We start from the raw sequence: 25645 nt of genomic DNA on the forward strand, positions 1-25645 counted from the left end.
CCCTTGACCCATGCCCGAAGGTGACACGGTCTGGCAGGCCGCCCGGCGCCTGCACGACGCACTCGCCGGCCAGGTGCTGACCCGCAGCGACTTCCGGGTCCCCGCATACGCCACCGTCGACCTGACCGGCCGTGCCGTGCTCGGCACCACCGCGCGCGGCAAACATCTGCTCACCCGCTTCGAGGGCGGCCTGACCCTGCACACGCACCTGCGGATGGAGGGCGCGTGGAAGATCTACGGGAACGGCGAGCGCTGGAAGGGCGGCCCCGGCCACCAGATCAGGGCCATCCTCGGCACCGCCGACCGCACGGCCGTCGGTTACCGCCTCCAGGTCCTTGAGTTCCTGCGCACCGGCGAGGAGGAACACGCGGTCGGCCACCTCGGCCCCGACCTGCTGGGCCCCGACTGGAATCCCGACCGCGCCCTCGCCAACCTGCTCGCCGACCCCGCCCGGCAACTCGGCGAGGCCCTGCTCGACCAGCGCAACCTCGCCGGTATCGGCAACGTGTACAAGAGCGAGCTCTGCTTCCTGATCGGCGCCACTCCCTGGCTCCCCGTCGGCGCGCTCCCCGCCGACCGCGCCGCGAAACTCCCAGAGCTCGCCAAGCGGCTCCTGGAGGTCAACCGCGACCGTCCGGTCCGCCGGACCACGGGCCTGCGCGACCAGGATCTGTTCGTCTACGGCCGCGCATTCCGCCCCTGTCTGCGCTGCCACACCCCGATCCGCGTGGCTGAGCAGGGCGACGGCTCCCGCGAGCGCCCCACCTACTGGTGCCCCGCCTGCCAGACCGGCCCCACCCCCGCGCCGGGTCCCCACCGCACCCCGCGAAGCCGCCCCCGCACAGGGAATTGACGATCCGTCAGAAACGCTCGTACCGTCCCCTCATGTCCCTCAAGGCGTACGACCTCACCGGACGCACCGCATTCGTCACCGGGGCCGCCGGCGGTATCGGCCGGGCCTCCGCCGTGCTGCTCGCCGAAGCGGGTGCGACCGTGCACTGCGCCGACCGGAACACGGAAGGCCTGGACGAGACGGCAAAGATGATCAAGGACGGTGGCGGCACCGCCCACACCCACACCGTCGACGTCACCGACCGGGCGCAGCTGGGGCAGGCGGTCCGGTCCTGCGAGCGGCTGGACGTCATGGCGGCGATCGCCGGGATCATGCACCGCAGCCCGGTCCTCGAGACCACCGACGAGGACCTCGACCGGGTGCTGGACGTCAACTTCAAGGGCGTTCTGCACTCCTGCCAGGAGGCGGCGGGCCTGATGCTCGCCCGCCGGACCGGAGGCAGCATCATCACCATGGCGTCGGGCGCCATCGACACCGGCGGCCCCGGCCTGCTCTGCTACGGCGCCTCCAAGGCGGCCGTGGTCCAGCTGACCAGGACGCTCGCGAACGAGGTCGGCCGGCAGGGCATCCGCGTCAACGCGGTCGCCCCGGGCTGGACCCGCACTCCCATGACAGAGCGCGACGACGGCGAGGAGCAGCGGCAGACGGAGGAGTGGATGGCCCGGTTGTCGCCCCTGGGCCGGGTCGGCGAGGCGGCGGACGTCGCGCACGCCGTGCTGTATCTGGCGTCCGACGCCTCCTCGTTCACGACGGGCCAGATCCTGCGCCCGAACGGAGGGGTCGCGATGCCCTGGTAGCGCCCGGTGTCCGCCAGGCGGCCCGCCACCGCCCCGGGCCCATGGCCCCGGCCGCCCGGGTCCGCGGCACACAGTTCACCGGCAGCAGGCTCAGCCCCCATCCTCCGGCGGCCACGGTCCCCTCCAGAGCACCGGCGCCGTCGGCGAAGGTGATGCGCAGCACGGCCCACCACCACACCGCCGCGAAACCCAGGGCAACCCCCCAGCGCACTGTCCGTCCCATCATGGCCGCCACCTCCAGCCGGACGCTAGAACGCCGCCCGGTCCACCGGGGAGGCGCATTGAGGGCTCACCGATGCAACCGCCGACGGCCGGTGCCGGGCCACTGCTACGCGTTCTCCGCCTGGAACATCCAGTGGTGTTTCTCCAGGTCCGCGGTGATCCCGATGAAGATGTCCTGGGAGACCGGGTCCGGCTCCGCTGTCGCCGTGACCCGCTCCCGCATCCGGGTGATCACCGCGCCCAGCGCGTCGACCAGGGCACCCACCGCGTCCGAGTCCTTGACCCAGCCCGCCGGGGCCGTGTCGATGCCACTGCCGGCGGCCACCGTGACCGCGCGTCCGTCCGGTGAGACGCCCAGCGCCGACGCCCGCTCGGCGACCGTGTCGGAGTGCGTCCGCGCGGTGGCGACGACCTCGTCGAGCTGGAGGTGGACGGTGCGGAAGCGGGGGCCGACCACGTTCCAGTGGATCTGCTTGGCGATCAGCGCCAGGTCCACGAGATCGACGAGGGCGCCCTGGAGCGCCTCGGCCACGGTCTTCAGGTCCGCGTCGGACAGCGGGCTCTTCACGACGTACATGCGTCTCTCCGGTCGTTTCGCCCCCTGTCGGTCCTCCCACCATGACCGCACGACCGGATACCGGCAAATGGACGCATCCCGTCGGCAGGCACGCGAAAGCCCCGGCCGCGCCTCTCCAGATCTGCCTGGAGAGGCTCCGGCCGGGGCCTCGTACGCTTCTTCGGCGCCGGGTCGGCGCCGCGTCGGTCTACGCCCGCACAGGCGTCACGCGGCGACCACGTCCACTGCCTCGGCGGGCGCCTTGATGGTCACCCGTTCCGGTGGCACACCGGTCACCGAAACGGTACCCAGCATCGGGCGAACCGACGTGGGCACGGACTCGGTGGCCTGAGCGGACTGGGCCAGCTCGGCGAGGGCGAGTTCGTCGCTCACTTCCCGCATGAGCTCGGACATCCGTACGTCCAGCGCGTCGCAGATGGCGGAGAGCAGCTCGGAGGAAGCCTCCTTCTGCCCCCGCTCCACCTCGGAGAGATAGCCGAGTGAGACTCGGGCGGACGAGGAGACTTCGCGCAGAGTACGGCCCTGGCGCTGGCGCTGCCGACGCAGCACGTCACCCAGCAGGCGACGGAGCAGAATCATCGGTGGCTCCCTCCTCGGACCGCGTAGCCGCATCCTTCTCGCCCCACCGTACCGCCTTGCGCCGCGGCCGTGCGGGGAGCGATGTCGTGTTCACTCAGGGCTGCAAACATCAAAACCCCCCGTTCTGTTCCGTATCCTGTGTCCGCTCATTCCCGGTCTGTTCGCTCGCAAGCTCCCTCAGAAGCAGTGCGAGTACGCTCCGTACACTCTCTCTACGAATTTCCGCACGGTCGCCGTTCAACCGCAGGGCCTCCACTTTTCCGCCAGCGGCGGAACCGGAACCGGCCGCGAGGGGGCCGTCCACGGCCACGTAAACCGTGCCGACCGGGCGGCCGTCCTGGGGTTCGGGGCCGGCGACCCCGGTGGTCGCGAGGCCCCAGTCGGCACCCAGAGCCTTCCGCACCCCGGCCGCCATCTGGGCCGCGACCTGCGGATCCACCGCGCCCCGCTGGGCCAGCAGAGTGGCATCGACTCCCAGCACCTCGTGCTTGAGCTCGGTGGCGTAGGCGGTGACCGAGCCCCGGAAGGCCTTGGACGCCCCGGGGACCGTGGTGATCTCCGCCGCCACCAGGCCGCCGGTCAGCGACTCGGCGACGGCCAGGGTCTGCCCCCTCACCGTCAGTAGTCGCACCAGTTCGGCGGCCGTGGAACTCACGCTTCTGTTTCCTCCAACGCCGCCGCGCGCTCGGCGATTCCCTGCCGTCGCAGCACAATGGCCTGTCTCACGTAGTCGAGGCCCGTCAGGACCGTCAGAACGACGGCCGCTGCCATCACCCAGAACCTCAGGGTCGCCAGCCACCCCGTCAGTGCCAGCACGTACATCCCCACGGCGATGCCCTGGGTGAGGGTCTTGAGCTTGCCGCCGCGGCTGGCCGGGATCACGCCGTAGCGGATGACCACGAAACGAAGCAGGGTGATCCCGAGTTCCCGGCCGAGGATCACGATCGTCACCCACCAGGGGAGATCGCCGAGCGAGGAGAGGCAGATCAGCGCCGCGCCCATGATCGCCTTGTCGGCGATGGGGTCGGCGATCTTCCCGAAGTCGGTGACCAGGTCGTAGGTCCGTGCCAGATGGCCGTCGAACAGGTCGGTGATCATGGCGATGGCGAACGCGGCCCAGGCGAGCGAGCGCCAGGCCGGGTCGTATCCGCCGCCGGCCAGCATCAGGGCGACGAAGCCGGGGACCAGGACCAGCCGGAGCATGGTCAGCAGATTGGCGACGTTCCAGAGGCTGGCCTGGTTGACAGCCGCGGCGGCGATCTTCCCGCCCCGCACGGACCGCTCGCCGTCACGGGAACCGGAATCCCCGGCGCCGGGCTGCGGGGCACCGGCGTTGCCCGGCCCGGAGAGGTCCACGGCAGCGGCGTTGTGGACACCGGCGTTCGGCGGGCCGGAGAGATCCGGAGCGGCGCCGGAGGTGGCGGCGGAGCCTCGGGCGCCCTGTGCGCCGGAGGAACCGCCCGCGGCGGACGCCGGGACTCCGGTCATCTGCCGGCCTCCTCACTCCACACGGGCGAGCCCAGCAGCGGCTCGGCCACCAGGTCGACACCCTCGGTACCGACCACCTTCGCCTCGACGATACGGCCGACCCGCAGTCCTTCGCCGCTCGTGAGCAGCACCTGCCCGTCCGTCTCCGGGGCCTGGTGGGCCGCCCGGCCGTGGACGCCCTCCTCGTCGCCGACGGACTCCACCAGGACGTGCACGGTCTCGCCGACGCGCTCCTCGGCCCGCTGCGAGACGAGTTCCTCGGCGAGCCGGGAGATCCGCGCGAGCCGCTCGGCGACCAGGTCCTCGTCCAGCTTGTTCTGGTACGTCGCGGCTTCGGTGCCCTCCTCGTCGGAGTACCCGAAGACGCCGATCGCGTCGAGCCGTGCGCCGGTCAGGAAGCGCTCCAGCTCGGCCAGGTCGGAGGCGGACTCGCCGGGGAAGCCGACGATGAAGTTGGAGCGGACACCGGCCTGCGGCGCCTTGGACCTGATGGTGTCGAGCAGTTCCAGGAAGCGGTCGGTGTCGCCGAAACGGCGCATGGCCCGCAGCACGCCCGGAGCGGAGTGCTGGAAGGACAGGTCGAAGTAGGGCACGACGTTCGGGGTGGAGGTGAGGACGTCGATCAGGCCGGGGCGCATCTCGGCCGGCTGGAGGTAGCTGACGCGTACCCGCTCGATGCCGTCGACCTCGGCAAGCTCCGGCAGCAGGGACTCCAGCAGGCGGATGTCGCCCAGGTCCTTGCCGTAGGAGGTGTTGTTCTCGGAGACCAGCATGACCTCCTTGACACCCTGTTCGGCCAGCCACCGGGTCTCGTTCAGCACGTCGCTGGGGCGGCGTGAGATGAAGGAGCCGCGGAAGGAGGGGATGGCGCAGAAGGAGCAGCGCCGGTCGCAGCCGGAGGCGAGCTTGACCGAGGCGACCGGGGAGCCGTCCAGCCGGCGGCGCAGGGGCGCGCGGGGGCCGGAGGCGGGCGCCAGGCCCTCCGGGAGGTCGGACGGGCCGTGCCCGGGCAATGCGACCGCCGCGGCGGATTCCTGCCGCTCGGCCGGGCTGATGGGCAGCAGCTTGCGGCGGTCGCGCGGGGTGTGCGAGGCGTGGATGCCGCCGTTGAGGATGGTCTGCAGCCGGTCGGAGATGTCGGCGTAGTCGTCGAAGCCGAGCACGCCGTCCGCCTCGGGCAGCGCCTCGGCGAGTTCCTTGCCGTACCGCTCGGCCATGCAGCCCACCGCCACCACGGCCTGGGTTCTGCCGTGGCCCTTGAGATCGTTGGCCTCGAGGAGGGCGTCGACGGAGTCCTTCTTTGCGGCCTCGACGAATCCACAGGTGTTGACGACGGCGACGTCCGCTTCCTCGGCGTCCTCGACGAGCTGCCAGCCGTCCGCCTCCAAACGGCCTGCGAGCTCCTCCGAGTCCACCTCGTTACGGGCGCAGCCGAGAGTGACTAGTGCGACGGTACGGCGTTCAGGCATGGGCTCAAGACTACTTCGTCCCGCCGACAGCCCACGTCGAAGGGGCTGGCCGATCATGGCCAACCCCTTGTGTACGTGCTCGGCCCGAACGGTTATCCGACTTCCGGGTCACCCTTGGTGTAGGTCAGGCGCTCCACGGCTCCGGGCCGGAACTGGTCCTCGATCTTCTTGCCGTTGACGTAGAGCTGGATGGCTCCGGCGTCGCCGAGGATCAGGTTGATCTTGGTGCTGTCCTGGAAGGTCTTGGATTCGCCCTTCTTCAGCAGCCCGTCGAAGAGCATCCGGCCGTTGTGGTCCTTGGCCGAGATCCAGCTGCGTCCGTTCGCCGCGCTGACCTGGACGGTGACCTTGTCCTGGGGTGCGGCGGCGATCGCGCTGTCGGAGGGCGCGGGTGCCTTGCCGGGCTTGCTCTCCTTCGGGGTCGGCGAGGCCGGCTTGCTGGTCGTCGGGGTGGCCCCCTCGGCGACCGACCGCTTGGCGTCGTCGCCATCGCCGCCCTTGAAGGCGGTGAAGCCGACGAAACCGATCACGACGACGATCGCCGCGACCATGGCCGCCGTCCAGTTGGGGCCGCGACGCTCGGGGCGGATACGCTCCGCCTCGAACAGCGGGGCGGCAGGCGTCGGCGCGGGCCGCCCACCACCGTGTTCGGCCGCGAACTGCGCCAGCAGCGGTTCGGGGTCGAGGCCGACGGCCCTGGCGAGGGTCCTGATGTGCCCGCGGGCGTAGACGTCGCCGCCACAGGGGGCGAAGTTGTCGGCCTCGATCGCGTGCACGATGACGATACGGACCCGGGTGCTCCCGCTGATCTCGTCGACGGTCAGCCCGGCGGCGATACGGGCCTGCTTGAGGGCTCGGCCTACGGAGGGGCGGTTTTCCTCGGACACGTCTGGGAACGGACGCTCGTCTTCAGGGGAGTTGCTGCCGATGGACACGGGGGCGCCTTTCGAGCGTGTAGCCACCTGTGCTGGAAGTTCAGTCTATGGGGGGTACGAAAGGGTGGGGCAACCGGGCGGCGGGACTTTGTACGCCATCGGTATGGCCGGACATCCCGATGACGGGTCGGGTGTCCGCCCCAGGCTGGGGTACACACCTTTCCTCTCGCTCAACTTGACGTGCGTCAAAGGGAAACGGTTGCCCGACGGTCTCTAACGGGTGGATCACGACACGCCTCCTCCGGCCTGCGGGCGCCCGAAGCCCTCGGACAGACCTACCCCTCAGACTCCCCACGGATCACAGCGAGGACTCCGTCCAGCTCATCGGGTTTCACCAGAACGTCACGCGCCTTGGACCCCTCGCTCGGCCCGACCACCCCGCGCGACTCCATGAGGTCCATGAGCCGGCCCGCCTTGGCGAAGCCCACCCGCAGCTTGCGCTGGAGCATGGAGGTGGAGCCGAACTGGGTGGAGACGACCAGCTCGGCAGCCTGGCACAGCAGGTCCAGGTCGTCGCCGATGTCCTCGTCGATCTCCTTCTTCTGCTTGGAGCCCACCGTGACGTCGTCGCGGAAGACCGGCGCCATCTGGTCCTTGCAGTGCTGGACAACAGCCGCGACCTCGGCCTCGGTCACGAACGCGCCCTGCATACGGGTCGGCTTGTTGGCCCCCATCGGCAGGAAGAGGCCGTCGCCCTTGCCGATCAGCTTCTCGGCGCCGGGCTGGTCGAGGATGACGCGGCTGTCGGCGAGCGAGGAGGTGGCGAAGGCGAGCCGGGAGGGCACGTTCGCCTTGATCAGACCGGTGACGACGTCGACCGACGGCCGCTGGGTGGCGAGCACCAGGTGGATACCGGCCGCCCGCGCCAGCTGCGTGATCCGGACGATCGAGTCCTCGACGTCGCGCGGGGCGACCATCATCAGGTCGGCGAGCTCGTCGACGATCACCAGCAGATACGGGTACGCCTGGAGCTGGCGCTCGCTGCCCTCGGGCGTCTTGAGCTTGCCGCTGCGCACCGCCTCGTTGAAGTCGTCGATGTGCCGGTAGCCGAAGGCGGCCAGGTCGTCGTAGCGCAGGTCCATCTCGCGTACGACCCACTGCAGTGCCTCGGCGGCCCGCTTCGGGTTGGTGATGATCGGCGTGATCAGGTGCGGGATGCCCTCGTAGGCGGTCAGCTCGACCCGCTTGGGGTCGACCAGGACCATCCGGACGTCCTCCGGGGTCGCCCGCATCATGACCGAGGTGATCAGGCAGTTGATGCAGGACGACTTGCCGGAGCCGGTGGCGCCGGCGACGAGCATGTGCGGCATCTTCGCCAGCGAGTGCATGACGTAGCCGCCCTCGACGTCCTTGCCGAAGGCGACCAGCATCGGATCGTCGTCCTCGGCGGACTCGGCGAGCCGCAGCACGTCACCGAGGTTGACCATCTCCCGGTCGGTGTTCGGGATCTCGATGCCGACCGCGGACTTGCCGGGGATGGGGCTGATGATCCGCACGTCCGGGCTGGCGACGGCGTACGCGATGTTCTTGGTGAGGGCGGTGATCCGCTCGACCTTCACGGCCGGGCCGAGCTCGACCTCGTACCGGGTGACGGTCGGGCCGCGGGTGAAGCCGGTGACGCGTGCGTCCACCTTGAACTCGGAGAAGACGTTGGAGAGCGAGGCGACGACCTTGTCGTTGGCCTCGCTGCGCGACTTGCCCGGCCCGCCCCGGGTGAGCAGGTCCAGGGAGGGCAGCGAGTAGGTGATGTCGCCGGAGAGCTGGAGCTGCTCGGCGCGCGGCGGCAGGTCGCGGGGCTGCTCGGGGGCCGGTTTGGTCAGGTCTGCGACGACCTGCTCGATCTCGAGCTTCTCCTGCTTGGGACGCGCGGCCGGGACGGGGCTCGTGCTCGGGCTCGGGGTCGGACCGCCGCTCGGGGCCGGCACGGGCGTGGGCGTGGTCTCCTCGCGGTCCCCGACGCTGACACCCTGGGTGAGGTCGGCGACGAGCGGCGAGGGCGGCATGCCGTGCATGACCGCGCCGTCGAGCGCGGCGGCGGCCGCCGCCGCGACGTCCACGGCGTCCATCTGACGGCCCATCTCGGGCTGCGGCACGGCGGAGCGGCGCGGGCGGCCCCGGCGCTTGGCGAGGGCCTCCTGCTCGGCGATGTCCGGGTCGGCGTGCTGGGGGGCGCCGGAGCGTCCCCGGGAGCGCGGGGGCAGCGCTTCGCGCCACTGTTCGTCGTAGCGCTCGTCGTCGCCGTACTCGCCGTACTCGCCGTACTCGTCGGGTTCGGGGTCGTGCAGCAGTCCGAGGCGGACGCCGAGCGCGCGCAGCCGCTGCGGGATCGCGTTGACCGGGGTGGCGGTGACGACGAGCAGCCCGAAGACCGTGAGCAGCGCCAGCAGCGGGACGGCGAGGACCTCGGTCATGGTGTACGTCAGCGGGGTCGCCGCCGCCCAGCCGATGAGGCCGCCGGCGTCCCTTATGCCCTGCATGCCGTCGCTGCGGGCCGGCGAGCCGCAGGCGATGTGGACCTGGCCGAGCACGCCGATGACGAGCGCGGAGAGGCCGATCACGATCCGGCCGTTGGCCTCCGGCTGCTCGGGGTGGCGCATGAACCGCAGGGCGATCACCGCGAGCAGTATCGGCACCAGCAGGTCGAGGCGGCCGAAGGCGCCGGTGACCAGGATCTCCACCAGGTCGCCGACCGGGCCGCGCAGGTCGGCCCAGGTGCCGGCGGCGACGATCAGGGCGATGCCCAGCAGGAGCAGGGCGACGCCGTCCTTGCGGTGGGCCGGGTCCAGGTTCTTGGCTCCCTGTCCTATGCCGCGGAAGACGGCGCCGACGGCGTGCGCGACACCGAGCCAGAGGGCGCGCACCAGGCGGTAGACGCCCCCGGTCGGGCTCGGCGCCGGCTTGGGCGCGGGCGCGGCCTTCTTCGCCGCGGCCCTCTTCGCGGGCGCCTTCCTGGCCGGGGCTTTCTTCGCGGCGGCCTTTTTCGCCGGCGCCTTCGAGGGAGCGGCCTTCTTCGGGGGCTGCTTCTTGGCTGCCGAGGGACGTGAGGCCATGGGTGTGAGATTACCGGGGGATGCGACAGGGGACACGCGTGCCCACTGCTTCACCCGTTCGTGTCGCCCTTGCGGGGCCGCGGAACTGACGCGCGCTCATGGGCAACTGGGGCCGCCGTCGTGGTCAGTTCTGCGAGGGAAGCGGCGAAGGGCCGCCTGCGGTGCCCGGTTCGAGGGCGTCCAGCGCCCGGCGCAGACCGGTGAGTTTGCGTTCCAGATGGGCCGCCGTGGCCACCGCCGCCGCGTCCGCGGACTCGTCGTCCAGCTGCTTGGACAGCGCCTCGGCCTGCTCCTCGACGGCCGCGAGGCGCGCCGACAGCTCGGCGAGCAGCCCCGCGGACTCCTTGCCCGTGACCGCGCCCTTGCCGCCGCCTTCCAACTGGAGCCGGAGCAGCGCGGCCTGCTCACGGAGCTGGCAGTTCTTCATGTACAGCTCGACGAAGACCGAGACCTTGGCGCGCAGCACCCACGGGTCGAAGGGCTTGGAGATGTAGTCCACCGCGCCGGCCGCGTACCCCCGGAAGGTGTGGTGCGGGCCGTGGTTGATGGCGGTGAGGAAGATGATCGGGATGTCCCGGGTCCGCTCCCGCCGCTTGATGTGTGCCGCGGTTTCGAAACCGTCCATGCCTGGCATCTGGACGTCCAGCAGAATGACCGCGAAGTCGTCCGTGAGCAGTGCTTTGAGCGCTTCCTCCCCGGACGATGCCCGCACCAGTGTCTGATCGAGCGCAGAGAGGATGGCCTCCAGCGCCAGCAGATTCTCCGGCCGGTCATCGACCAGGAGGATCTTGGCCTTCTGCACCATGGCCCGCCCTCCTCGCCCCGGATGTGCACCGGGCGCCGCCCCAGGGGACGACTCCCTTTCGCCGCCCGTCCTTGTGCCGGTCATGGTAGCCGCACCCCGCCTGTCGCCACACCCTGTCACCGCGATGTCACTGTGCACGTAGCAGAAACGCAGCCGGAGACCAGAAGGTTCCCCCGATCCCGCACTTCTACACGGCCTCGACAACCCTGCGTCAGCGACCCCCCGTACACACGGAAGGTTCCCGGAACGTTCACAACACTCCCGCTCGCTCCGGTCACTCCTCGCGCATCCACTTCTCCATCACCGCCAGCAGGTGATCGGGGTCCACCGGCTTGGTGACGTAGTCGGAGGCGCCGGACTCGATCGCCTTCTCCCGGTCGCCCTTCATCGCCTTGGCGGTCAGCGCGATGATCGGCAGGCCGGCGAACTGCGGCATCCGGCGGATCGCCGTGGTCGTCGCGTAACCGTCCATCTCCGGCATCATGATGTCCATCAGGACGACCGCGACGTCGTCGTGCTGCTCCAGGACCTCGATGCCCTCGCGGCCGTTCTCGGCGTACAGCACCGACAGTCCGTGCTGCTCCAGGACGCTGGTGAGCGCGAAGACGTTGCGGATGTCGTCGTCGACGATCAGCACCTTCTCCCCGGCGAACCGTACGCCCCGGCGCGGCGCCGCGGTCGTCGCCTCCTGCTCGGCCAGCACGGGCCAGGACTCGGCGATCTGGGGGGTGGCCCGGCGCCGGCGCCGGAAGAGCGCCGCGGCACCGTTCTGGGTCTCCTGGTACGACTTCACCTCGGCCGGCGTCTCGACGTCCGCACCGGACAGCTCCGAGCCGTGGTTCTGCGAGGCGACCAGGTCCCCCGCCTCCAGCGCGGGCGCGGCCTGCTGGTAGCCCTGGGGGGGCAGCTCGCTGGGGTGCAGCGGCAGGTACAGGGTGAACGTCGAGCCGCGGCCCGGCTCGCTCTGCGCGTGGATCTCACCGCCGAGCAGCTGTGCGATCTCCCGCGAGATCGACAGTCCGAGGCCCGTACCGCCGTACTTGCGGCTGGTCGTGCCGTCGGCCTGCTTGAAGGCCTCGAAGATGACCCGCATCTTGCTGGCCGCGATGCCGATCCCGGTGTCGGTCACGGAGAAGGCGATCAGCGGCGCGTCCGGATCGCTGAGCGAACCGGCCTCCAGGAGCTGCTCCCTGATCCCCACCGGGACGTCGCCGCTCGCCGGCCGGATCACCAGCTCCACCGAGCCGGAGTCGGTGAACTTCACCGCGTTGGACAGCAGGTTGCGCAGCACCTGCAGGAGCCGCTGTTCGTCGGTGTGCAGGGTGGCGGGCAGCTCCGGGGAGACCCGCACCGACAGGTCCAGGCCCTTCTCCGCGGTCAGCGGCCGGAAGGTGGCCTCCACGTAGTCCACCAGCTGCACGAGCGCGATACGCGTCGGGGAGACGTCCATCTTGCCCGCCTCGACCTTGGACAGGTCGAGGATGTCGTTGATCAGCTGGAGCAGGTCGGAGCCGGCGCCGTGGATGGTCTCGGCGAACTCCACCTGCTTCGGCGAGAGGTTGCCCTCGGCGTTGTCGGCGAGCAGCTTGGCCAGGATCAGCAGCGAGTTGAGCGGAGTGCGCAGCTCGTGCGACATGTTGGCGAGGAACTCGCTCTTGTACCGCATGGAGACGGCGAGTTGCTCGGCACGCTCCTCCAGGACCTGCCGGGCCTCCTCGATCTCGGTGTTCTTCACCTCGATGTCACGGTTCTGCTGGGCCAGCAGCTCGGCCTTCTCCTCCAGTTCGGCGTTGGACGCCTGGAGGGCCTTCTGCCGGTTCTCCAGCTCCGCCGACCGCTCCCGCAACTGCTCGGTCAGTTCCTGCGACTGCCTCAGCAGCACCTCGGTCTTGGTGTTCACGGAGATGGTGTTGACGCTGGTCGCGATCATCTCGGCGATCTGGTTGAGGAAGTCCTTCTGGATCTGCGTGAACGGCGTGAAGGACGCCAGCTCGATCACGCCCAGGACGTTGCCCTCGAACAGCACCGGCAGCACGATCACCTGCGCCGGCGGGGCCTCGCCGAGCCCCGAGGAGATCTTCAGGTAGCCCGTGGGCGCCTTCTCCACCAGGATCGTGCGCTTCTCCTGGGCTGCGGTGCCGATCAGCGCCTCACCAGGCCGGAACGAGGTCGGCATGGAGCCCATCGAGTAGCCGTAGGACCCCTGCATGCGCAGTTCGTAGGCGTCCTCCGTCTCGTCGCCGAGATCCTTGCCGTCGACCAGTGGCATCGCCATGAAGAACGCGCCGTGCTGTGCGGTGACCACCGGCGTCAGCTCGCTCATGATCAGCGAGGCCACGTCCGCCAGGTCGCGGCGGCCCTGCATCAGCGCGGAGATCCGCGCCAGGTTGCCCTTGAGCCAGTCCTGTTCCTGGTTGGCGACCGTGGTGTCGCGCAGGTTCGCGATCATCTTGTTGATGTAGTCCTGCAGTTCCTGGATCTCGCCGGAGGCGTCCACGTCGATCTTCAGGTTCAGGTCGCCACGGGTCACCGCGGTCGCCACGCGCGCGATGGCACGCACCTGCCGCGTCAGGTTCCCGGCCATCTCGTTCACCGACTCGGTGAGGTCGCGCCAGGTGCCGTCGACGTCTCGCACGCGTGCCTGACCGCCCAGCTGCCCCTCGGTGCCCACCTCACGGGCCACCCGGGTGACCTCCTCGGCGAAGCTGGACAGCTGGTCGACCATCGTGTTGATCGTGGTCTTGAGTTCGAGGATCTCGCCGCGCGCGTCGATGTCGATCTTCTTGGTCAGGTCGCCCTTGGCGATGGCCGTGGTGACCATCGCGATGTTGCGGACCTGGCCGGTCAGGTTGGACGCCATGCCGTTCACCGACTCGGTGAGGTCCTTCCAGGTACCCGCCACACCCGGTACGTGCGCCTGACCGCCGAGGATGCCGTCCGTGCCCACCTCGCGGGCCACCTTGGTGACCTGGTCGGCGAACGAACTCAGCGTCTTGACCATCGTGTTGATGGTGTCGGCGAGCTGCGCCACCTCACCGCTCGCCTCGATGGTGACCTGCCGGGTCAGGTCGCCGTTGGCGACCGCCGCCGAGACCTGGGAGATGTTGCGCACCTGCATGGTCAGGTTGTTGGCCATCAGGTTCACGTTGTTGCTGAGGTCCTTCCAGATGCCCGTGACACCCGGAACGTGCGCCTGGCCGCCCAGGATGCCCTCGGTGCCCACCTCACGGGCCACCCGGGTCACCTGCTCGGCGAAGCTGGACAGCTGGTCGACCATCGTGTTGACGGTCGTGACGAGTTCGAGGATCTCGCCCTTCGCGTCGACGGTGATCTTCTTCGACAGGTCGCCCTTCGCGACCGCGGTCGTGACCTCGGCGATGTTGCGGACCTGGATGGTCAGGTTGTTCGCCATGAAGTTCACCGACTGGGTGAGGTCCTTCCAGGTGCCCGCCACCCCCTGCACCTCGGCCTGGCCGCCCAGGATGCCCTCGGTGCCCACCTCGCGCGCCACGCGCGTGACCTCCTGGGCGAACGACGACAGCTGGTCGACCATCGTGTTCAGGGTGTTCTTCAGCTCCTGGATCTCGCCGCGCGCGTCGACGGTGATCTTCTGGGACAGGTCACCCCGGGCCACCGCGGTCGCCACCTGGGCGATGTTGCGGACCTGGGCGGTGAGGTTGCCGGCCATGCCGTTCACCGAGTCCGTCAGGTCCCGCCACACGCCGGCCACGCCGGGCACCTGTGCCTGACCGCCGAGCCGGCCCTCCGTGCCCACCTCGCGGGCCACCTTGGTGACCTGGTCGGCGAAGGCGGAGAGCTGATCGACCATCGTGTTGATCGTGCTCTTCAGTTCGAGGATCTCACCGCGCGCGTCGACGTCGATCTTCTGGGACAGGTCGCCCCGCGCCACCGCCGTCGTCACCTGGGCGATCTGACGCACCTGCGAGGTGAGGTTGCCGGCCATGAAGTTGACGGAATCCGTGAGCTCCTTCCAGGTGCCCGAGACGCCGTCCACGCGGGCCTGACCTCCCAGGCGGCCCTCCGTGCCCACGTCCCTGGCCATCCGCGTCACCTGGTCGGCGAAGCTGGAGAGCTGGTCCACCATCGTGTTCACGGTGTTCTTCAGCTGGAGCATCTCGCCGGAGACGTCGACCGTGACCTTCTGCGAGAGGTCGCCGTTGGCCACCGCCGTCGTCACCTGGGCGATGTTGCGCACCTGACCGGTGAGGTTGCGGAACGCCGTGTTGACGGAGTCGGTCAGGTCCTTCCAGGTACCGGCGGCCCCGGCCACCTGTGCCTGGCCGCCCAGTTCACCCTCGACACCGATCTCCCGGGCCACGCGGGTGACCTCGGCACCGAACGACGACAGCTGGTCGACCATGCCGTTGACGGTGTTCTTCAGCTCCAGCATCTCGCCGGCCACGTCCACGGTGACCTTCTGCGAGAGGTCACCGTTGGCCACCGCCGTCGTCACCGCGGCGATGTCCCGCACCTGGGTGGTCAGGTTCCGGAAGACCGTGTTGACGGAGTCCGTCAGGTCCTTCCAGGTGCCCGCCGCGCCCGGCACGTTCGCCTGCCCGCCGAGCTGTCCCTCGGCACCGACCTCGTTGGCCACGCGCGTGACCTCGTCCGCGAAGATCCGCAGCGTCTCGGTCATCTGGTTGATCGTCTCGGCGAGCTGCGCGACCTCACCACGGGCCGGCACGGTCACCTTGCGCGACAGGTCACCGCTGGCGACCGCGGTGGTCACCTCGGAGATCCCGCGCACCTGGGCCGTGAGATTGCCGGCCATGGTGTTGACGGAGTCGGTGAGTTCCTTCCACGTGCCGGCGACCCCGGGCACATGCGCCTGACCGCCCAGGATGCCGTCCGTACCCACCTCACGGGCGACCCGGGTCACCTCCGAGGAGAAGGCCGACAGCTGGTCCACCATCGTGTTGACGGTTTCCTTCAGCTCCAGCATCTCGCCGGCGACCTGGACGGTGACCTTCCGGGACAGGTCACCCTTGGCGACCGCGGTCGTCACCAGCGCGATGTCCCGCACCTGGGCCGTCAGCCGGTACGCCATCGTGTTGACCGAGTCCGTGAGGTCCCGCCACGAACCGGACATACCGCGCACCCGGGCCTGCCCGCCCAGCTTGCCCTCGGTGCCCACCTCGCTGGCCACCCGGGTGACCTCGTCGGTGAACGTCGACAGCTGGTCGACCAGGTTGTTGACGGTCCTGCCGACCTTCAGGAACTCGCCGCGCAGCGGGTGCCCGGCGCCGTCCGCCGACGGCGACCGCAGATCCATCCGCGGCGACAGGTCACCCTCGGCCACCGCCGTCAGGACCCGGCCCACCTCGGAGACCGGCCGCACGAGGTCCTCGACGAGGGCGTTGGAGTTGTCCACGGCGGTCGCCCAGGAACCCTCGCAGGCCCCCGTCTCCAGCCGTTCCGTGAGTTTTCCCTCACGTCCGACCACCCGCCGTACCCGTGACAGCTCACCCGTGAGGTGGAGATTGCGGTCGGCGACCTCGTTGAAGACCGCCGCGATCTCCGACATCACGCCGTCACCGGACACCGTGAGCCGCTTGCGGAAGTTCCCGTCGCGCATCGCCACGAGAGCCACCAGCAACCGGTCCAGGGCGGCCGAATCCACCTCCGTGGTCCCGCCGCCGCCCCGCCGACCGCTCAGGGACTGTCCGCCCTTCGCGCGCGCCTTAGTGCCCCGCGTCGCTGCGCCAGACTCCACTGTGTCCCTCCCGCAGGGGTCGACCGTCACCACTGTGCCCGTACCACTGTGCTCGGATACCGCCGCAGTCGGCGTACCGTCTGCTTCGGCGTACCCGTTACTGCCGCGTATTCCTGCCGGATCGGATCCGGCCACACCAGGGGCTGCTGCCCGCCCGACACGCGACGCACTCAGCCTGCCCGTACCTTCATCAGAAGCTTGCCCAGTGTTTCACCCCGGCCGAACCAGGCCATAACAGTTCGGCAGCTTCGCACATCGTCCGCACACCCTGCGGCGTAAACACTGGCGACCGGCATCCGCTCGGACGGCGAAGGTAAGTAACCTTGCATGCGGCTGTCCAGCCGCGCCGGTTCATACGGCCTGGGCGGTGGCACGAGAACGAGCGGGCATTCGGAGGGGCGGCCGCAGACCATGACCACCGGAGTGATCCCCGGGGGACACACCCCGGAGCCACGGCCCACGGGCGAGCGGATGCCGCAGCAGCGGCACGAGCCGGCCGGCCGGGGAAACCCGCATGTCGAGACACGGTCGAGGAGTTCTGTGATCACCGCGCGCGCGGCCGCCAGCTTCGAGCCCGTCGGGCGATCGGTCGCGACCGCCCGCGCCTTCGTCCGCGACACGCTCCAGGGCTGGGGCTTCGCGGACGTCGTCGACGACGCCGTGGTCCTCACCAGCGAACTGGTGACCAACGCGGTTGTACACGCCGGCACCCACGCCGACGTCCTGTGCCTGCGCGCGGACGACGGGGTACGCATCGAGGTCGCCGACCGCTACCCGGAGCGCGAGGTCCCGCTCCAGGGCTCCGCCGTCAACATGGGCAGCCCCGACCGCGAGGGCGGCCGCGGCCTGCAGCTGTGCGCGGCCCTGGCCGCCCGCTGGGGTGTCGAGTACACGTCCACGTACAAGAACGTCTGGTTCCAGCTCGATCTTCCCGAGCGTCCGGTGGGCACCCGCGCGGCCGGCCCGTCCCTCCCCGCCGACCTGCTGCCCCTCGCGGACGGCCGGGTCCGGGTCGCGGTCGTCCAGATCGACCGCAAGGGCTCGATCACGGCCTGGAACGAGGACGCCGAGGAGATCTTCGGCCACACCTCGGCCGAGGTCACCGGCAAGCCGCTGACCGACCTCGCCGCCTGGCCGCACACCCCCGGCACCGGCACCGGCGTCGCCGAGGCCCTGCAGCTCTCCCGCTGGGAGGGCAGTTACGGCATCCGCGGCGCCGACGGCCGCGTCACCCCCGTCTACGCCTCGCACCTGAGGGTCCGCGACACCGGCGGCGAGCCCTCCACCGTCTGCCTGATGGTGCGCGACCACGAACGCGCGGTCCTGCAGACCCCGTTGCGCCTGCCCGCCGACGGCACCGGCGCCCCCGACGGCCAGAACGCCGACCCGTTCGAGGTGTTCATCGGCTCGCCGGCCCCCGACGACCTCGACGGTCTCCTCCAGCGCACGGTCGAGCGCGCCCGCGACATGCTCGACGGCGACTCCGCGTTCCTGCTCCTGGCGACCGACGACGAGACCGAGTTGGAGGTGCGCGCCTCCACGGGGCTGCCGTCCGCCCGGCAGCGCTTCGCGCGCGTGCCCGTCGAAGCCGGTCCCGGCCGCTACGGCTCGGCCCGCATGCCGGCCGTCCACGACGACCTGACGGCCGTTCCGGGCGCGGTCCCGCTCCTGGGCGGCACCGGCATGCGCTCGGTCGTCACGGTCCCGCTGAAGGTGGAGGGCCGGCTGACCGGCTCCCTGGGCGTCGCCGCCGAGTCCCCGGGCAGGTACTCCAACGAGGAGGCGCTGCGCCTCCAGTTCGCCGCCGACCGCATCGCCCTGGCCGTCGAGTCGGCCCGCCTGGGCGAACTGGAGCGGCTGCGCCGCGGTTCGCTCAGCTTCCTGGTCGAGGCCTCCGACCTGCTCGCCGGCACCCTGGACCGGGACCAGACCCTCGCCCTGATGGCCCAGATGACGGTCCCGACCCTCGCCACCTGGTGCGCGGTCTACACGATCGCCGACCAGGCCTCCGAGCCCTACCTGTCGTACGTCCTGCACGAGGACGAGGAACTCATCGACGGCATCAAGTCGTTGCTCTCCAAGGTGCCCCCGCCGGACCCGGTACCCACCCCGGGCGCCCGGGTCTGGAGCGCTCCCGGCGAGCACGCTCACCGGGCCGCCCTGCGCAGTTCCATGCGCAGCCTGGGCCTGACCGGCGGGCCCGCCCGCCAGGTCTCCTCCGCCATCGGCCCGACGCTCGCCACCGCCTCGGCCGTCGGCGGCGAGATCGTCGTCCTCCCCCTGGTGGCGCGCAACCGGGTCATCGGCATGCTCACCCTGGGCAAGCCCACCGACGAACACTTCCGCCAGGAGATCCTGGAACTGGCCGAGGACCTGTCCCGCCGGGCCGCTCTGGCCCTGGACAACGCCCGCCTCTACTCGGAGCGCACGGCCATCAGCCAGGCCCTCCAGCGCAGCCTGCTGCCCCCGGGCACCCCGCACATCGAGGGCGTCGAGGTCGAGGTCATCTACCGCGCGGCCGGCGAGGGCAACGAGGTCGGCGGCGACTTCTACGACGTCTTCCCCATCTCCGACGGCACCTACGGCTTCGCCATCGGCGACGTCTGCGGCACGGGCCCCAACGCGGCCGCCGTGACGGGCCTGGCGCGGCACGCGCTGCGCCTGCTGGCCCGGGAGGGCCTCAGCGGCCCGGCGGTCCTGGAGCGCCTCAACTCGGCCATCCTGGACGAGGGTTCCCGCAGCCGATTCCTGACCCTCCTGTACGGCGAGATGCGCCCGCGGGAGGACGGCAGCGCGGAGATGAAGGTGGTGTGCGCCGGCCATCCGCTGCCGTTGCGCCTGCGCCAGGACGGCACGGTGGAAGCCGCCGCCGAACCCCAGCCGCTCCTCGGCGTCATCGAGGACCTGGAGCTCTACGAGCAGACGATCACCCTCGACCCCGGTGATGTCCTCCTCTGCGTCACGGACGGCGTGACCGAACGCCGTGAGGGCACGCGCATGCTCGGCGACGACGGCCTCGCGGAGGTCCTCACGACCTGCACGGGCCTGACGGCGGGTGCGGTCGCCGCGCGCATCATGCGCGCGGTGGAGCGCTTCGCGTCCGACGCCCCGTCGGACGACATGGCGATTCTCGCGATGCGGGTCCCCGGTCTCCAGAACGACTGAGGGACCGGGAACGACTGAGGGACCGGGCGCGAGGACCTTCCGCCCCGACGAGTGAGCGACACCATCCCGATTCTGGATTACCCATTCAAGATTGCCTGCTACGCTCCCTTCATCGACAGCGGCTCCGGCCCGGAGAACACCGGCCGCCCCTGTCGTACCGAAATTGTGTAATGATCATTCCAGAACAGGATTCGTCATGGAACTGCACCTCAAGGGCAAGGTCGCCGTCGTCACCGGAGCCAGCAAGGGCATCGGCCTGGCCGTCGTCGCGGGCCTGGTACGCGAAGGCGCCAAGGTCGTGGCGGGCAGCCGCACCTCCACCCCCGAGCTGGACACGCTGGCAGCCGAACACGACGTCACGGTCGTGGCGGTCGACCTGTCCACCCCGGAAGGCGCCGAGACCCTGGTCCGGCGGGCCGTGGAACGCCACGGCCGTGTCGACATCCTCGTCAACAACGTCGGCGCCACCGCGCCCCGCGAGTCCTTCCTGAAGGTCACCGACGACGACTGGCAGAAGGTCTTCGGCCTGACCTTCTTCAGCGCCGTACGCGCCAGCCGTGCCGCACTCCCCCACCTGATCGCGGCCGGCGACGCGGCGATCGTCAACATCAGCTCGATCAACGCCCGGCTGCCCTTCCCGATGGTGGTCGACTACTCGGCGGCCAAAGCCGCGCTCACCAACCTGAACAAGGCACTGTCCGAGGAGTTCGCCCCCCAGGGCGTCCGAGTCAACGCCGTCTCCCCCGGGCCCGTCCGCACCCCCTTCTGGACCGCACCCGGAGGCTTCGCCGACGCCACCGCCAGCGCCGCCGGCACCACCGCGCAGGAAGCCCTCGACACCGTCGTACCGCAGAGCATGGGCATCACCACCGGCCGCATCACCGAACCGCACGAAGTCGCCGACCTCACCCTCTTCCTCGCCTCCCCCCTCGCCGCCAACATCACCGGAGCCGAGGTCGTCATCGACGGCGGCCAGACCAAGACGCTCTGAGGCGGCCCCGCGGACACCCGGAAGGACGCCCGGTGAGCGGCCCGGAACCGTCGCACCCCATGTACGTGACCGTCCTGGCGGAAGACAGGCTGACCGCTCAAGGCGTCGAAGCGCACCTCGCCGCCGACGAACGGGTGCGCGTCCTGGCGGCGGGCGCCGAGCAACCGCCGGACGTCCTGCTGGTCATCACCGGCGAGCTGGAGGAGAAGACCTTCGCGGCGCTCGGGCGCTACTGCCCCAAGGGGCCCGCCGAGGCGCCGCGGCTCGTCCTGGTGGCCCACAGGCCCACCGCCGCACAACTCGTCCGCGCCGCGGGGCTGGGGCTCGTGGCCTTCATGTCCCGCGAGCGGACCACCCTCGCGGACGTCACCGAGATGCTGTGCACCGCGGCACGCGGCGCGGCGCCACCGCCGCGGCCCGTGCCCGGACCACAGCCCGAGCGGAGCCGTGCCGGCCCACGGGACGCCGCGGCAGCCGAGACCGCCGACGAGCCGCCGTCCTTCTCCGCCAGGGAAATCGCGGTCCTGCGGCAACTGGCCGCGGGTTTCAGCACCACGGAGATCGCCGCGGCCCTGCACTACTCGGAACGCACCGTCAAATACGTCATCCACGAGGTCACCGCACGCCACGGCCTGCGCAACCGAGTGCACGCGGTTGCCTACGCCCTGCGCCACGGCCTTCTGTGAGCGGCCGAGCACGGCGCACGTCGTGCGGCCCCGGCCCACGCCCGCCCCGGCTCCCCCGGCGTGACCGTGATTACAGGCGAGTCCCAGCTACAGCCCTTCCGGCAAGATAGAACGTTCTATACAGTTCGTAGGACAGCTCACCGGGCGCCCGCCGCCCGGCCTCACCCCCTTGCGAGAGGACCCGACATGCCCGTGCCCGAGATCGGTACGCCCGCCCCCGACTTCACCCTCCGCGGAGTACTGCTGGGAGACGGTGGCACTGTCGAACGACAGGACTACTCACTGTCGGCACACCGTGGCCACCCCGTCGTGCTCGCCTTCTACCCCGGCGACGAGTCGGCGGTCTGCACCAAGCAGTTGTGCTCCTACACCTCGGACCTGGACCGGTTCCGTGACTTCGGGGCGAACGTGTGGGGAGTCAACTTCAGCGACCTCGACAGCCACGAGCGCTTCGCACGCAAGCGCGACCTGCGCTTCCCGCTGCTCGCCGACACCGACCGCTCGGTCGTGCAGGCGTACGGCATCCAGATGCCGGGCCTGGGCCTCAAGCGCTCGGTGTTCGTCATCGACGCCGACGGCATCGTGCGCTGGAAGCACGTCGCCCGTATCGGACTCACCTACCAGGACACCGAAACGATCACGAGGGAACTGGCGGCGCTCACCCGGCGCTGACCGCCGGCACCGCCCCCGCGAGGCCGGGCACCGCGAGGCCGACCATAGTTGATTGACTATTCCACATAGCGCGTTAGGCTGACTCCATGGCACGTACCAGGGAGTTCGACATCGACCAGGCCGTGGACCGTGCCATGGACCTGTTCTGGCGCCGCGGCTACGCCGAGACCTCCCTGCAGGACCTGCTGCAGGAGCTGTCCATCGGCAGCGGCAGCTTCTACGCCGCCTTCGGCTCGAAGGAACAGCTCTACATCCGCTCCCTGGACCGCTACGCCTCTCTCCAGGCCGCCGACCTGGAGAAGGCCGTCGACGGGACGACCGAGATCCGGGTCGCGATCCGCAAGGTGCTCACCTCCCTCGTCGAAGCCGATCTGACCGACCCCGCACGCGGCTGCCTCGTGGTCAACGCCTCCACACAGTGCGGCGACCAGCCGACGGCCGCCGAGCGCGTCACCGCCGCCCTCCGGCAGATCGAGTCCGCCCTGGCCGGCGCCCTGGAGCAGGCGCAGGTGCGGGGCGAGATCGCCGCGGACAAGGATCCGAGGAAGCTGGCCCGGTTCCTCACCACGTTCATGCAGGGACTCCGCGTCGTCGGCCGGGGGCGCATGGGACGGGAGTTCGCGGAGGACGCCCTGGCCACCGCGATGCGCGCTCTGGACTGACCAACCGGGGCACGCCCGCGTCGACGCCGTCTCCACGGGACCGGAGCGCGCCCCTTCCGGACACTGCCCGAAAAGGCAACCGAGGTGGTCAGGGCGCCCTTTCCGTCCCCCGCCGGCTCTCACACAACGGCTCAACGGCTCGACGTGCACCGGTATCTGTTTAGCATTCAACTTCCAACACCAATGGAGACACACATGTCGGTCAACGACCCGATCACCCCTGAGCCGCTCCTTCAGCTGGGCCTCGGCTTCATGGCTTCCAAGACCCTTCTCAGCGCGGTGGAGCTGGGAGTCTTCACCGTGCTGGCCGACGGCGGCCGCGACCGGGAGTCGCTCGCCTCCGAGGTGGGTCTGCACTCCCGGTCCGCCGCGGACTTCCTCGACGCCCTGGTCTCGCTCGGGGTGCTGACCCGTGACGAGACCGGCGTCTACGCCAACACCCCCGCCGCGGACCTGTTCCTGGACCGCGCCAAGCCGTCGTACGTGGGCGGCATCCTGGAGATGGCCAACTCCCGGCTCTTCGGCTTCTGGAACAACCTCACCGACGCGCTGCGCACCGGCGCCCTCCAGAACGAAGTCGCGCACAGCGGCGCCCCGTTCTTCGCCACCCTCAGCCAGGACCCGGCCGCCTGGCGGAACTTCCTCAACGGCATGAACGGCGTCAGCACCCCGCTGGCCGCCGCCCTCGCCGCCGACTTCGACTGGACCGGCCGCCGCCACGTCGTCGACCTGGGCGGGGCCCTCGGCGCCGTACCGGCAGCCGTCCTGCGCGCCAACCCGGACATCACCGGCGCCGTCTTCGAACTGCCTCCCGTGCAGCCGGTGTTCGAGGAGTTCGCCGCCGCCCACGGCCTGACCGACCGCCTCGCCTTCCACGGCGGGGACTTCTTCGCCGACCCGCTGCCCGCCGCCGACGTCTACGTGATGGGACAGATCCTCCACGACTGGAACCTGGAAGAGCGCCGGCTCCTGCTCAAGAAGGCCTACGACAGCCTGCCCGAGGGCGGCACCCTCATCGTCTACGACGCCATGATCGACGACGAGCGCCGTCACAACACCTACGGCCTGATGCTGTCGCTCAACATGCTCATCGACACCGAGGGCGGATCCGAGTACACCGTCGCCGACGCCACCCAGTGGCTCCAGGACACCGGCTTCGCCAAGGTCGAGGCCCGCCCCCTCATCGGCGGCTACACCGCCGTCTACGCCACCAAGTAGCAGCTCTCGGGCCCGCCGCCAGGAAGGCGGCCCGGAATGCCGCTCCGGCGCCGTCGACCAGCGAAGAGACAGACCGTTCTATGCTGACGACATGTCGAAGGCAAAAGACGCGTCCGTACCGATTCGCCCCTCCCCGGCACGTGAGCGACTTCTGCGCACCGCGAGCCGGCTCTTCTACGGCGAGGGCATCCGCGGGGTCGGGGTGGATCGTGTCATGGCGGAGGCCGACGTGGCGCGCGGCACCTTCTACCGGCATTTCGACGGCAAGGACGACCTTGTGCGCGCCTACCTGGAGGCGACCGACCACCAGATCCGGGAGCGCGTCACCGCGGCGGCCCAGGAGATCACCTCTCCCGCGGACTTCCTCCTCGCGGTGGCGTCCGGCATCGGCACCGAAGTGTGCGGCCCGGGATTCCGGGGCTGTCCGTTCATCAATGCCGCGGCCGAGTACCCGGATTCCGCGAGCACGGTCCATCAAGCCGTACTGGAACACCGCGCCTGGTTCCGTGACGTCCTGCGGGACGCCTTCCAGCGCCTCGGTGCGGCCGACCCCGGGGAATCGGCCGACTCGATGGTGGCGTTGCGCGACGGTGCGATGGTGGCCGGCTACCTCGGCGACGCCCGGACCGCCTGCGCGGTCCTGGTGCGCGGAGTCACCCATCTGGTCACCGTGCCCTGAAAACAAGAGAAGCCCCGCCCGAAAGGGCGGGGCTTTTCCTGTCGGAGCCCCCAAACGGAATCGAACCGTTGACCTTCTCCTTACCATGGAGACGCTCTGCCGACTGAGCTATAGGGGCCTGTTGCCTTTTCGGAGTTTCCCCCTCGGCAACGGAATAGATCATACCCCGAACAGACCCGGGTTCCCAAACTCGTTCAGAAGGCGGGCTGGAGCAGTCCACCGAGTGCGTTGCAGGCGGAGACGATCCGCTGCATCTCCCGCTTCGTCAATGCGGCGTCCACGGGCAGCGACAGCGTGCCGTCCGCCGCCAGCTCGGTCTCCGGCAGCGAGAGGCAACGCCGGAATTCCGGCAAGCGGTGCACCGGCGTCTTCACCGGTACCCGGCAGTCAACTCCCTTGCCCCGCAGCGCCCGCGCGAAGGCGTCCCGGTCGGGGCGGCCGTTCCCCGGCACCCGCACGACGTACTGCTGGTAGGTGTGCCCGTCGCCACCGTCCGGCGTCCGCACGCCTCGCAGCTTGGCATCGAGGTAGGCGGCGCGCTGCCGCCGCTGGGCGATCTCGTCGTACGGCGCCTCGGACTCGCCCTGCTCCAGGACCAGCAGTCCGTGGCGCTGCCCCAGCGCGTGCAATCTTCGGATGTCGGCCCACCGTCCGAAGCGGTGCACGACAACGACGGCCGCGGACCGGGGAGTTACCGCCGCTTCCACCGCCGAGGGGTCGAGGCAGTAGGTCACGGGATCTATGTCGGCGAACACCGGAAGCGCACCGGCGAGGGTCACGGCCTCGGCGACTTCCACGTTCCCGAAGGCCGGCACGATGACCTCGTCGCCGACTCCGACGCCGGCGGCCCTGAGCATTGCAGCAGTACCCATGCTGCGATGCTCGGCGCGCAACGTGAACTTTGCGTTACGCATACCAAAAAAGGGCTGGACCCGGAACGGAAGTTCCGGGTCCAGCCCTTTGAATGATTGTTCGGCGGTGTCCTACTCTCCCACAGGGTCCCCCCTGCAGTACCATCGGCGCTGTGAGGCTTAGCTTCCGGGTTCGGAATGTAACCGGGCGT

19 protein-coding genes, 1 tRNA gene and 1 rRNA gene are annotated in these 25645 nt (G+C 70.2%); 9 read left to right on the forward strand and 12 right to left on the reverse strand.

Annotated features, from left to right (window positions below):
• Positions 1–10: 10 nt before the first annotated feature.
• Together ACFXI4_RS21535 and ACFXI4_RS21540 are read left to right on the forward strand one after the other, a co-directional pair.
• Positions 11–853, forward strand: coding sequence for an Fpg/Nei family DNA glycosylase (locus ACFXI4_RS21535; protein ID WP_384993214.1), 843 nt, complete (start codon positions 11–13; stop codon positions 851–853).
• 32 nt (positions 854–885) lie between these two features.
• On the forward strand, positions 886–1650 hold the full coding sequence (locus tag ACFXI4_RS21540) for an SDR family NAD(P)-dependent oxidoreductase (RefSeq protein WP_384993217.1): 765 nt from the start codon (positions 886–888) through the stop codon (positions 1648–1650).
• A 328-nt stretch (positions 1651–1978) separates the two neighbouring features.
• Here the strand turns inward: ACFXI4_RS21540 and ACFXI4_RS21545 are convergent, their stop codons facing one another.
• The 9 genes from ACFXI4_RS21545 to ACFXI4_RS21585 form a co-directional block, all read right to left on the reverse strand.
• Positions 1979–2449 carry a Dps family protein gene (locus tag ACFXI4_RS21545; protein ID WP_384993220.1) on the reverse strand — a complete coding sequence of 157 codons (471 nt, stop codon included), beginning with the start codon at positions 2447–2449 and terminating at the stop codon, positions 1979–1981.
• A 204-nt stretch (positions 2450–2653) separates the two neighbouring features.
• The gene (locus tag ACFXI4_RS21550; RefSeq protein WP_046730366.1) at positions 2654–3028 is read right to left on the reverse strand and encodes a helix-turn-helix domain-containing protein; all 375 of its coding nucleotides are present in this window, start codon (positions 3026–3028) and stop codon (positions 2654–2656) included.
• Positions 3029–3137: 109 nt separating this feature from the next.
• Positions 3138–3683 carry a CinA family protein gene (locus ACFXI4_RS21555; RefSeq protein ID WP_362722046.1) on the reverse strand — a complete coding sequence of 182 codons (546 nt, stop codon included), beginning with the start codon at positions 3681–3683 and terminating at the stop codon, positions 3138–3140.
• On the reverse strand, positions 3680–4516 hold the full coding sequence (pgsA, locus tag ACFXI4_RS21560) for a CDP-diacylglycerol--glycerol-3-phosphate 3-phosphatidyltransferase (protein WP_362722049.1): 837 nt from the start codon (positions 4514–4516) through the stop codon (positions 3680–3682). Before pgsA ends, ACFXI4_RS21555 begins: the two co-directional genes overlap by 4 nt.
• Positions 4513–5985 carry a 30S ribosomal protein S12 methylthiotransferase RimO gene (gene rimO / locus ACFXI4_RS21565; RefSeq protein WP_384993223.1) on the reverse strand — a complete coding sequence of 491 codons (1473 nt, stop codon included), beginning with the start codon at positions 5983–5985 and terminating at the stop codon, positions 4513–4515. Before rimO ends, pgsA begins: the two co-directional genes overlap by 4 nt.
• A gap of 92 nt (positions 5986–6077) precedes the next feature.
• A complete protein-coding gene (locus tag ACFXI4_RS21570) occupies positions 6078–6920 on the reverse strand; it encodes a helix-turn-helix domain-containing protein (protein ID WP_362726713.1) in 843 nt (280 codons plus the stop codon).
• A gap of 275 nt (positions 6921–7195) precedes the next feature.
• A complete protein-coding gene (locus tag ACFXI4_RS21575; protein WP_384993226.1) occupies positions 7196–9970 on the reverse strand; it encodes a DNA translocase FtsK in 2775 nt (924 codons plus the stop codon).
• A 124-nt stretch (positions 9971–10094) separates the two neighbouring features.
• A complete protein-coding gene (locus tag ACFXI4_RS21580; RefSeq protein ID WP_362718118.1) occupies positions 10095–10775 on the reverse strand; it encodes a response regulator in 681 nt (226 codons plus the stop codon).
• 274 nt (positions 10776–11049) lie between these two features.
• Positions 11050–16509 (reverse strand): HAMP domain-containing protein, encoded by a 5460-nt coding sequence (locus ACFXI4_RS21585; protein ID WP_384993230.1) that lies wholly within the window; start codon positions 16507–16509, stop codon positions 11050–11052.
• A 411-nt stretch (positions 16510–16920) separates the two neighbouring features.
• Here ACFXI4_RS21585 and ACFXI4_RS21590 point away from each other — a divergent pair, with 411 nt between their 5' ends.
• From ACFXI4_RS21590 to ACFXI4_RS21620, 7 genes are all read left to right on the forward strand, one after another.
• Positions 16921–19674: a SpoIIE family protein phosphatase gene (locus ACFXI4_RS21590; protein ID WP_384993232.1), complete on the forward strand. Its 2754-nt coding sequence runs from the start codon at positions 16921–16923 to the stop codon at positions 19672–19674.
• A 196-nt stretch (positions 19675–19870) separates the two neighbouring features.
• Entirely contained in the window at positions 19871–20665 is a 795-nt protein-coding gene (locus tag ACFXI4_RS21595) for an oxidoreductase (protein WP_362718127.1), read from the forward strand.
• A gap of 32 nt (positions 20666–20697) precedes the next feature.
• Entirely contained in the window at positions 20698–21351 is a 654-nt protein-coding gene (locus ACFXI4_RS21600) for a response regulator transcription factor (RefSeq protein WP_384993235.1), read from the forward strand.
• A 186-nt stretch (positions 21352–21537) separates the two neighbouring features.
• Entirely contained in the window at positions 21538–22023 is a 486-nt protein-coding gene (locus tag ACFXI4_RS21605; RefSeq protein ID WP_362727914.1) for a peroxiredoxin, read from the forward strand.
• An 86-nt stretch (positions 22024–22109) separates the two neighbouring features.
• A complete protein-coding gene (locus tag ACFXI4_RS21610; RefSeq protein ID WP_384993238.1) occupies positions 22110–22685 on the forward strand; it encodes a TetR/AcrR family transcriptional regulator in 576 nt (191 codons plus the stop codon).
• Between the two features lie 195 nt (positions 22686–22880).
• Entirely contained in the window at positions 22881–23903 is a 1023-nt protein-coding gene (locus ACFXI4_RS21615; protein WP_384993240.1) for a methyltransferase, read from the forward strand.
• A gap of 91 nt (positions 23904–23994) precedes the next feature.
• Positions 23995–24582, forward strand: a complete 588-nt coding sequence (locus ACFXI4_RS21620; RefSeq protein ID WP_384993243.1) for a TetR/AcrR family transcriptional regulator — start codon at positions 23995–23997, stop codon at positions 24580–24582.
• A 45-nt stretch (positions 24583–24627) separates the two neighbouring features.
• Here ACFXI4_RS21620 and ACFXI4_RS21625 read toward each other — a convergent pair.
• From ACFXI4_RS21625 to rrf, 3 genes are all read right to left on the reverse strand, one after another.
• Positions 24628–24700 (reverse strand) — tRNA-Thr (locus ACFXI4_RS21625).
• A gap of 76 nt (positions 24701–24776) precedes the next feature.
• Positions 24777–25439, reverse strand: coding sequence for a DegT/DnrJ/EryC1/StrS family aminotransferase (locus tag ACFXI4_RS21630; protein ID WP_384993260.1), 663 nt, complete (start codon positions 25437–25439; stop codon positions 24777–24779).
• Positions 25440–25552: 113 nt separating this feature from the next.
• A 5S ribosomal RNA gene (gene rrf / locus ACFXI4_RS21635) occupies positions 25553–25645 on the reverse strand; the annotation flags it as partial.

The sequence above is a fragment of the Streptomyces sp. NPDC059224 genome (genome assembly GCF_042754285.1).
Classification (GTDB): Bacteria; Actinomycetota; Actinomycetes; order Streptomycetales; family Streptomycetaceae; genus Streptomyces.

What these genes read in the sequence shown, in the direction of transcription:
- ACFXI4_RS21535 (WP_384993214.1), top strand. Translation starts at nt 11, where the DNA reads ATGCCCGAAGGTGACACGGTCTGGCAGGCCGCCCGGCGCCTGCACGAC.
- ACFXI4_RS21540 (WP_384993217.1), top strand. Translation starts at nt 886, where the DNA reads ATGTCCCTCAAGGCGTACGACCTCACCGGACGCACCGCATTCGTCACC.
- ACFXI4_RS21545 (WP_384993220.1), bottom strand. Translation starts at nt 2,449, where the DNA reads ATGTACGTCGTGAAGAGCCCGCTGTCCGACGCGGACCTGAAGACCGTG.
- ACFXI4_RS21550 (WP_046730366.1), bottom strand. Translation starts at nt 3,028, where the DNA reads ATGATTCTGCTCCGTCGCCTGCTGGGTGACGTGCTGCGTCGGCAGCGC.
- pgsA (WP_362722049.1), bottom strand. Translation starts at nt 4,516, where the DNA reads ATGACCGGAGTCCCGGCGTCCGCCGCGGGCGGTTCCTCCGGCGCACAG.
- rimO (WP_384993223.1), bottom strand. Translation starts at nt 5,985, where the DNA reads ATGCCTGAACGCCGTACCGTCGCACTAGTCACTCTCGGCTGCGCCCGT.
- ACFXI4_RS21575 (WP_384993226.1), bottom strand. Translation starts at nt 9,970, where the DNA reads ATGGCCTCACGTCCCTCGGCAGCCAAGAAGCAGCCCCCGAAGAAGGCC.
- ACFXI4_RS21580 (WP_362718118.1), bottom strand. Translation starts at nt 10,775, where the DNA reads ATGGTGCAGAAGGCCAAGATCCTCCTGGTCGATGACCGGCCGGAGAAT.
- ACFXI4_RS21590 (WP_384993232.1), top strand. Translation starts at nt 16,921, where the DNA reads ATGACCACCGGAGTGATCCCCGGGGGACACACCCCGGAGCCACGGCCC.
- ACFXI4_RS21595 (WP_362718127.1), top strand. Translation starts at nt 19,871, where the DNA reads ATGGAACTGCACCTCAAGGGCAAGGTCGCCGTCGTCACCGGAGCCAGC.
- ACFXI4_RS21605 (WP_362727914.1), top strand. Translation starts at nt 21,538, where the DNA reads ATGCCCGTGCCCGAGATCGGTACGCCCGCCCCCGACTTCACCCTCCGC.
- ACFXI4_RS21610 (WP_384993238.1), top strand. Translation starts at nt 22,110, where the DNA reads ATGGCACGTACCAGGGAGTTCGACATCGACCAGGCCGTGGACCGTGCC.
- ACFXI4_RS21615 (WP_384993240.1), top strand. Translation starts at nt 22,881, where the DNA reads ATGTCGGTCAACGACCCGATCACCCCTGAGCCGCTCCTTCAGCTGGGC.
- ACFXI4_RS21620 (WP_384993243.1), top strand. Translation starts at nt 23,995, where the DNA reads ATGTCGAAGGCAAAAGACGCGTCCGTACCGATTCGCCCCTCCCCGGCA.
- ACFXI4_RS21630 (WP_384993260.1), bottom strand. Translation starts at nt 25,439, where the DNA reads ATGCTCAGGGCCGCCGGCGTCGGAGTCGGCGACGAGGTCATCGTGCCG.